General features: G+C 43.8%; 1 protein-coding gene. It reads left to right on the forward strand.

Translation table 11 applies throughout. The annotated features are described in order from the left end of the window. Nucleotides 1–653, forward strand: a 653-nt coding sequence (locus NMM26_RS09580) for a DUF1542 domain-containing protein (protein WP_254754491.1), incomplete at both ends; no start/stop codon positions are given.

The following is a 653-nucleotide window of genomic DNA, read 5'->3' on the forward strand; positions in this document are numbered from 1 at the left end:
GAACGACGCGATTGACGCAAACAATGACTTAACAGATGAAGAAAAAATAACAGCGAAAGCTGATGCGGAAGCGAAAGCAGATGCAGCAAAACAAGCGATCGACAACGCGACAATAAATGCAGCGGTAGACCAAGCTAAGGCTAATGGAACAACAGAAGTAAACAATGTAAATCCAACGGCGGTAGCGAAACCAGCAGCTAAGAAAGCAGTAGAAGATGCGTTAGTTGATAAGATCAAAGCAATCGACGCAAACAATGACTTAACAGACGAAGAAAAAACTGCAGCAAAGGCAGACGTAAAAGCAAAAGCTGACGCAGCGAAAACAGCAATCGACAATGCGACAACAAACACAGGAGTAGAACAAGCTAAGGCTAACGGAACAACAGAAGTGAACAATGTAAATCCAACGCCAGTAGCGAAACCGGCAGCTAAGAAAGCAGTAGAAGACGCGTTAGCTGAGAAGATTAAAGCAATCGAAGCAAACAACGACTTAACAGCTGAAGAAAAAGCAGCAGCTAAGCAAGAAGCGCAAGATAAGGCGGCTGCAGCGAAACAAGCTATTGACAATGCGACAACAAATGATGCGGTAACTCAAGCTAAAAATGATGGAGCAACATCAGTAGACAATGTAAACCCAACACCAGTAGCGAAAC

The organism is Streptococcus sp. CF7_Ac1-8 (genome assembly GCF_024295435.1).
GTDB lineage: Bacteria > Bacillota > Bacilli > Lactobacillales > Streptococcaceae > Streptococcus > Streptococcus mitis_AP.